This is a genomic window from Azonexus sp., assembly GCF_036170495.1.
GTDB lineage: Bacteria > Pseudomonadota > Gammaproteobacteria > Burkholderiales > Rhodocyclaceae > Azonexus.
Map to the genome: position 1 here is coordinate 1 of NZ_JAVHPH010000059.1, position 6,294 is coordinate 6,294.

The window sequence follows — 6,294 nt, forward strand, 5'->3', positions numbered from 1 at the left end:
CAGCCGGTAGTTCGAGAAAAACGCGGCGCAACGGATAGCGGAACTGTCGCTCAAAAAGCAGGTTGCCGTTGGGCAGGAAAGCGAGGATGACGACGGCGCCAGGATGAACAATGTATTCCCGGATCGACTCCTGACCATTGGGCAGCAGTACGCAATCCTTGCGGACGTTGAGCAAAGCACCCTTAAACACAGTCGCGGAGGAAACTTCAGATTCGATCAGGTGTGCGTCGTGCGGCATTTGAAATTCCCCAAAAACAAACGCCCCGACTGGCGGGGCGCTTTATTCAAATACTTTTCAGTGCGCCATCAGAGCGAACGAAGCAGCGCGTAGGCGCACAACGACATGATGACTTGCGGGAAGATGCCAAAGACCGCAACGGCCAAACCATTCGCAGAAATCAGGATGCGCACGTCCATCGGCGCAGCCAGCGGAGTATCGTCAGCCGGCTCATCGAAGTACATGACCTTGACGACCCGCAGGTAGTAGAAGGTACCGATCAGCGAGAAGAGTACTGAAACGATGGCGAGCCACATGTAGCCGGCGGCAACAACAGCCTGCAACACCGAGAACTTGGCGAAGAAGCCGATAAAGAACGGTACGCCCGCCATTGAGAACATGAGCATGAGCATGATGCTGGCGAACCACGGGCTGCGCTTGTTGAGGCCCTTGAAGTCGTCGATATTCTCGGCTTCGAAACCGGCGCGGGCCATGAGCAGGATCATGCCGAAAGTGCCGGCACTCATCAGCACGTAGGCAATCACGTAGAACATGGCCGAGCTGTAGGCATTCAAAGCGTAGCGGGCATCACCACTCACCACGCCGGTGACGATGCCGAGCAGCATAAAACCCATGTGCGAGATGGCAGAGTAGGCCAACATGCGCTTGAGATTGGTCTGGGCGATGGCGGCGAGGTTACCGATGGCCATCGACAGCACGGCAAGGATGATCAACATGGCCTGCCAGTCGGCCGCCATAGTGATCAGGCCATTGACCAACAGGCGCATGACAATGGCGAAGGCGGCCAGTTTGGGGGCGGAACCAATGAGCAGGGTGACCGAGGTCGGCGCACCGTGATAGACGTCCGGAATCCACATATGAAACGGCACGACGCCTAGCTTGAAGGCCAGGCCGGCAACCAGGAAGACCAGGCCGAAAACCATCACGCTCTTGTTCACACCGCCACCATAGAGACGCTCGGCAATGCCGGTGATTTCGAGCGTGCCGGTCGCACCGTAGACCATCGACATGCCGTAGAGCAACAGGCCGGAGGCCAGGGCGCCGAGAACGAAGTACTTCATCGCCGCTTCGGTCGACTGAATGGAATCGCGGTTCATGGCGACCATGGCGTAGAGCGACAGCGAGAGTAGTTCGATGCCAATATAAATGGTCAGAAAGTGATTGGCCGAGATCATCACCATCATGCCAAGCGTTGCGAACAGCGCGAGAACGTAGTATTCGCCCTTGTTCATCGATTCGCGATCAATGACATAGCCACGCGAGTAGAACATGACGATGACCATGGTCATGTACAGGAACAGCTTCAGCAGATCAGACATCAGATCGTCAACGAACATGTTGCTGAAGGTGTAGGTGATTTCACCGGTGCTCGTCGCGAACTGGATGGCGGCACAGCCAATCAGCGTCAACTGAGTCAGCACGAAGGTGACCGTACGGCGGCTATCCTTGACCAGCAAATCGATCATCAGAATGGCGAGGACCATGACCGCCATGAAAATTTCCGGCGCTGCAGGCAGAAGATTGGGGACAACAAAATTGTCGAACATGTCGGCTACCGGTTATTGAATCTTGCTGATGGCGACATGACGCAACAGGTCATTGACCGAGGCGTGCATGACTTCCGTGAAAGGCTGCGGGTAGAGACCCATCCACAGGGTGGCAATAGCCAGAATGCCGAGGATGGCGAACTCGCGCTTGTTGATATCGCTCAGTTCGGCCACGTGATGATTACTAACGTCGCCAAAGACCACGCGTTTGTACATCCACAACGTGTAGGCAGCACCGATAATCAGCGAAGTGGCGGCAGCAAAGGCCACCCAGAAATTGAACTTGGTTGCCGCGAGGATGACCATAAACTCTCCGACAAAGCCCGAAGTAGCTGGCAAACCGGCATTGGCCATGGAGAACAGCATGAACAGCGCAGCGAATTTGGGCATGGTATTGACCACGCCGCCGTAATCGGCGATCTGACGGCTATGCACGCGGTCATACATGACACCGATACAGTAGAACATGGCGCCGGCAACAAAACCATGCGAAACCATCTGGACCAGCGCGCCTTCAACGGCGAGCGGGCTGAACATGAAGAAGCCCAGGGTCACGAAACCCATGTGGGCGATCGACGAATAGGCCACTAGTTTCTTCATGTCTTCCTGAACCAGGGCGACAAAACCGATATAGACGACGGCGATCAGCGACATACCGAGAACCAGGCCGGACAATTCATGCGAGGCGTCAGGCAGGATCGGCAGCGAGAACCGGATAAAACCGTAGGCGCCAAGCTTGAGAGCGATGGCAGCCAGCACGATCGAACCACCGGTCGGCGCTTCGACGTGAGCGTCCGGCAACCAGGTATGTACCGGCCACATCGGCACCTTGACGGCATAAGCAACGAGGAATGCCAGGAACAGCCAGATCTGCGGCCCGAGGGCAATCGGCATCTTGTGCCATTCGAGGATAGAGAAACTGCCGCCGGAATTGATGAACAGATACATCAATGAAAGCAACAGGAGCAGCGACCCGAACAGCGTGTAAAGGAAGAACTTGAAGGCGGCGTAAACCCGCTTTGGGCCGCCCCAGACGCCGATGATCAGGTACAGCGGGATCAGCGATGCTTCGAAGAAGACGTAGAACAGCACGCCGTCTAGCGAGGCAAAAATGCCGTTCATCAGGCCGGACATAATCAGGAAAGCAGCGTTGTATTGCGCAACCTTGATCTTGACCACCTCCCAGCCGGCAGCAACCACAATGATCGTAATGAAAGCGTTCAGCACGACGAACAGCATCGAAATGCCGTCCACCCCAAGGTGGTAATTGATGTTGAAACGCGGAATCCATGAACCCAGTTCAACGAACTGCATGCCACCGACGGACACATCAAAACTGGTCCAGAGCGGAATAGTAATCAGGAAACCGGCAACGGCCCCGGCCAGGGAAAGCATTCTTGCCAGCGGAGCGTTCCGGTCGCCGCCGGTGGCTAGCACCACCAAGCCGGCAAAAATCGGGATCCAGATTGCGAGAGACAGCAATGGGTAAGTCGACATGTTATTCCTTGCTTTTCTGCGAACTATTCACGCTTAAGCGCGGTTGATCCACAGAGTCATCAGTACAAAGACGCCGATGATCATGGTGAAAGCGTAGTGATAAACGTAACCGGTCTGGAACAGACGGGTAATGGAAGATATCCAGCCAACGACCTTGGCCGAGCCATCGACGATCAAGCCGTCAATAAGCGCAACATCGCCGCCACGCCACAGTACCTTGCCCAGAAGGCGAGCGCCCCCGGCGAAGACGACATCGTTGAATTTGTCGAAGTAGTACTTGTTCTCAAGCAACGTATGAATAGCCGAGAAGCGACGTTGAATGGCAGCCGGAATATCGGGACGCTTCATGTAGAAGAACCACGATACGACTACGCCGGACAGAGCCAGAATAAAAGGCAGGCTGGTCAGCGAATGGATGCCCATAGCAAGCGCACCGAGGAACTCCTCGGAAAGATGTTCCATCGCCGGATGGGCATGTTGATCGACAAAGATCACGCCTTTGAAATAGTCGCCGAATACCATCGGGCCGATGGCAAAAAAACCAATGACCACCGATGGAATAGCCAGCATGATGAGCGGCAGAGTGACAACCCAGGGCGTCTCATGTGGCTTCTGTCCCGGAGCCAGACCGTGATGATGATCGTTCGAGCTTTCTTCATCATCATGGTCACCAATATGCTCATGATGATGCGCGTCGTCAGTCTTGCCGAATCGCTCTTCACCGTGGAAGACCAGGAAGTACATCCGGAAGGAGTAAAAGGCGGTCACGAAGACGCCCGCCAGCACTGAGTAGTAGGCAAAACTGGAGCCCGGAATATGGGACAGGCCTACTGCTTCGATGATCGAGTCCTTGGAGTAGAAACCAGACATGAAAGGCGTTCCGATCAGGGCCAGAGAACCAACCAGCGAGGTAATCCAGGTAATCGGCATGTACTTGCGCAGCCCACCCATGTTCCGGATGTCTTGATCATGGTGCATCCCAATGATCACCGAGCCAGCGCCAAGGAAGAGCAATGCCTTGAAAAAGGCGTGGGTCATCAGGTGGAAAATGGCAACCGAATAGGCCGACGCACCCAGCGCGACGGTCATGTAGCCAAGCTGCGACAGCGTCGAATAAGCAACCACACGCTTGATGTCGTTCTGAATGATGCCCAGGAAGCCCATGAACAGGGCAGTGATCGCACCAATAACGAGAATGAAAGAGAGCGCCGTGGTCGACAGCTCGAACAGCGGCGACATCCGGGCGACCATGAAGATACCGGCAGTAACCATGGTTGCAGCGTGAATCAGCGCGGAGATTGGCGTCGGGCCTTCCATCGAATCCGGCAGCCAGACATGCAGCGGAACTTGGGCTGATTTACCCATCGCGCCGATGAACAGGCAGATACAGGTAACGGACATCAAGGACCAGTCGGCGGCACCCCAAATATTGATGGTACTTGCAGCTAGCTCCGGCGCCTTCTCAAACACTGTTTTGTAATCGAGCGAACCGAAATGTGCCAGCACCAGACCAATACCAAGGATGAAACCGAAGTCACCGACACGATTGACCAGAAAGGCCTTCATATTTGCGAAGATGGCTGTCGGGCGGGTATACCAGAAACCGATCAGCAGATAGGAGACCAGACCCACGGCTTCCCAGCCGAAAAACAGCTGCATGAAGTTGTTGCTCATCACCAGCATCAGCATGGAGAAGGTAAACAACGATATATAGCTGAAGAAGCGGTTATAGCCCGGATCTTCCTGCATGTAGCCGATGGTGTAGATATGGACCATCAGCGAAACGAAGGTGACGACCAGCATCATCGTCGTGGTCAGCGTGTCGATCAGGAAACCAACTTCGAATTTGTAATCACCACTGGTCAGCCAGGTATAGACAGTACCGTTGTAGGTGTGCCCCGCCAGCACATCCTTGAAGATGACAAGCGAAGCCAAAAAAGCGATGGCGACGCCGGCGATGGTTGCGGTATGGGCAACCCAGCGCGGAATGACGCGACAGAACAAACCGGCAATCATGGCACCAACCAATGGCGCCATAGGAACGAGCAGATAGAGTTTTTGCATTTCCACGTTTAACCCTTCAGGCTGCCCAGGTCATCCACATGGATGCTCTTGAGGTTGCGGAACAGCACGATCAGAATGGCCAGACCAATCGCCGATTCGGCAGCGGCAACAGTCAGGATAAAGAAGACGAAAATCTGACCAGAGAGATCCTGCAGATAGTGGGAAAAAGCCACAAAATTCATGTTGACCGCAAGAAGCATCAACTCGATGGCCATCAGCAGCACGATCAGGTTCTTCCGGTTAAGGAAGATCCCGACAACGCTGATCGCGAAGAGTATCGCGCCCAGAATCAGGAAATGGGAGAGAGAGAGAGTTAGCATTGTTTCCCCGGGGTTCAGTCTTTTTCAACCGGCATCTGCAGGACGCGCACGCGATCCTTCGCCTTAACGAAGACCTGCTGATTCGGGTTGGTGTACTTGGACTTCTTCGGACCGCGGTAGGTCAGAACGATTGCCGCGATCATGCCGACAAGCAGAATGAGTGAAGCCAGCTCGAAGGGATAAACGTAGTCGGTGAACATCAGCGCACCGATACTCTTGGTATTCGAGACACCAGCCGGAAGCAGAGCTTCCGCAGCGGGAATCTGGAAGTACTTGCTACCGAGCACCAGACCCATTTCGAGAACCATCAGCACACCCAGCAATGCCCCGAGCGGTAAATAGTTCCAGAAACCCTGGCGAATACGGTCGATATTGATGTCGAGCATCATCACAACAAACAGGAACAAGACCATGACGGCGCCGACATAGACGAGGATGATGGCGATCGCCAAGAACTCAGCCTGGAGCAGCGCCCAGATGCCGCCACAGGTGAAGAAGGCGAGAATGAGGTGTAACGCAGCATGAACCGGGTTACGCGCTGTTATTACGCGCAGGCTGGCGAAAATCAGGATCGCTGACAGGAAAAAGAAAACCGCAGTTTGAAAATCCATTGCTAGCCCCTGTTATC

Annotated in this window: 6 protein-coding genes; all 6 read right to left on the bottom strand. The window is 54.7% G+C overall.

Annotated features, from left to right (window positions below; translation table 11 throughout):
- On the bottom strand, nt 1-238 hold a 238-nt coding region (locus tag ADADOO_RS02005; protein WP_511274559.1), incomplete at its 3' end, for an NUDIX hydrolase.
- A gap of 68 nt (nt 239-306) precedes the next feature.
- Nucleotides 307-1,785 (bottom strand): NADH-quinone oxidoreductase subunit NuoN, encoded by a 1,479-nt coding sequence (gene nuoN / locus ADADOO_RS02010; RefSeq protein WP_511274561.1) that lies wholly within the window; start codon nt 1,783-1,785, stop codon nt 307-309.
- Between the two features lie 12 nt (nt 1,786-1,797).
- Nucleotides 1,798-3,282, bottom strand: a complete 1,485-nt coding sequence (locus ADADOO_RS02015; protein ID WP_511274562.1) for an NADH-quinone oxidoreductase subunit M — start codon at nt 3,280-3,282, stop codon at nt 1,798-1,800.
- Nucleotides 3,283-3,315: 33 nt separating this feature from the next.
- Nucleotides 3,316-5,346: an NADH-quinone oxidoreductase subunit L gene (nuoL, locus tag ADADOO_RS02020; RefSeq protein WP_511274566.1), complete on the bottom strand. Its 2,031-nt coding sequence runs from the start codon at nt 5,344-5,346 to the stop codon at nt 3,316-3,318.
- An 8-nt stretch (nt 5,347-5,354) separates the two neighbouring features.
- Nucleotides 5,355-5,666 carry an NADH-quinone oxidoreductase subunit NuoK gene (nuoK, locus tag ADADOO_RS02025; protein WP_226497573.1) on the bottom strand — a complete coding sequence of 104 codons (312 nt, stop codon included), beginning with the start codon at nt 5,664-5,666 and terminating at the stop codon, nt 5,355-5,357.
- 14 nt (nt 5,667-5,680) lie between these two features.
- Entirely contained in the window at nt 5,681-6,277 is a 597-nt protein-coding gene (locus ADADOO_RS02030) for an NADH-quinone oxidoreductase subunit J (RefSeq protein ID WP_511274564.1), read from the bottom strand.
- Nucleotides 6,278-6,294: the final 17 nt, after the last annotated feature.